At 67.4% G+C, this 1,199-nt stretch carries 2 protein-coding genes and 1 pseudogene; all 3 read left to right on the top strand.

The features are described from left to right. Positions 1 to 323: methylated-DNA--[protein]-cysteine S-methyltransferase (locus O7A61_RS32225; protein WP_337133179.1), on the top strand; the 323-nt coding region annotated here is incomplete at its 5' end. A 22-nt stretch (positions 324 to 345) separates the two neighbouring features. Then, positions 346 to 564 carry a hypothetical protein gene (locus tag O7A61_RS32230; protein WP_337133180.1) on the top strand — a complete coding sequence of 73 codons (219 nt, stop codon included), beginning with the start codon at positions 346 to 348 and terminating at the stop codon, positions 562 to 564. 300 nt (positions 565 to 864) lie between these two features. Further along, positions 865 to 1,199, top strand: a pseudogene (locus O7A61_RS32235) (methylated-DNA--[protein]-cysteine S-methyltransferase); the annotation flags it as partial.

Genomic DNA, 1,199 nt, shown 5'->3' on the forward strand with positions numbered 1-1,199 from the left:
GTCTCGACCTGCCGCTCGACGTGCGCGGCACCGCGTTCCAGCAGCGCGTCTGGCAGGCCTTGCGGGACATCCCGGCCGGCCGCACCGTCTCCTACGCCGAGATCGCGCGGCGTATCGGCGCGCCGAATGCGACCCGCGCCATCGCCGCCGCCTGTGCGGCCAACGCCCTTGCGGTCGCTATTCCCTGCCACCGCGTGATCAGGAAGGACGGCGCCCTGTCGGGCTATGCCTGGGGCGCGGAGCGCAAACGCGCGCTGCTCGACCGCGAAGCCGGTGGGCCGATGAAGGCACGCGGCAATGCCTGCCGGCCCTCGCGGGCCTGACGAGGACCCGGCAATGCGCGCGATGGCCAGGTCTTCCACCGCCGGTGCGAACAGCCAGATCGCCAACGGCGCTGCCGTCAGCCGAGAGGACGCGAAGACGCTGGTGATGGCCGCCATGGGAGAGCTGGTCGAGGATGGCAAGGCCGAATGGGGCCGCACGGTGAGCGGCGAGTTCGAGCTGCGGTTGATATCAGGCGAGGTGTTCGTGCTCGGCGAGGTGTCCGTCAGACGTGTCGCTTAGATACACTTGGCGCTCTACGGCGCCCCCCTCTGTCCTGCCGGACATCTCCCCCTCTTGGGGGGAGATTGGCAGTTGTGACGACGGCTCTTTTCTTGCGACGTTGGAAGATTGGCGAAGGCCGCGATGACAGCCAATCTCCCCCCTCGTGGGGGAGATGTCCGGCAGGACAGAGGGGGGCGCCACAGAACTCGGCGGTCGTGGTGAGCGCTCGTGAGCTGAAATTTCAATTTGAAAGCAAGCACCGGAGTGAGGAACATCCGGTCCGTGGCTAGGGTTCAGGCACAACAAGGAGTGAAGGCAATGAACCACATGCAAACCCATATGCCGGCGACAGCCGCCGGCGTCGCCCTCGACACCATCACCTATGCCACCGGCCAGTGCGCGCTTGGAAACATCGTCGTGGCGCGCAGCCCCATCGGCGTCTGCGGCATCCTGATCGGTTTCGACGCCAATACGCTGGAACAGGACCTCGCCGACCGCTTCCCCGGCAGGGTGCTGCTCGAAGACGAGGCCGGCTTGCGCGACGATGTCGCGGCGACAGCGCGCTTCATCGAAGCCCCCGGCGCCGGTCTCGATCTGCCGCTCGACATGCGCCACGGCACGCCCTTCCAGCAGCGCGTGTGGGAGCTGCTGCG

The organism is Mesorhizobium sp. Cs1321R2N1 (assembly GCF_037179725.1).
GTDB lineage: Bacteria > Pseudomonadota > Alphaproteobacteria > Rhizobiales > Rhizobiaceae > Mesorhizobium > Mesorhizobium salmacidum.

Bases quoted from the DNA above. Each gene is read 5' to 3' on its own strand.
- O7A61_RS32230 (WP_337133180.1), top strand. From the start codon at position 346: ATGGCCAGGTCTTCCACCGCCGGTGCGAACAGCCAGATCGCCAACGGC.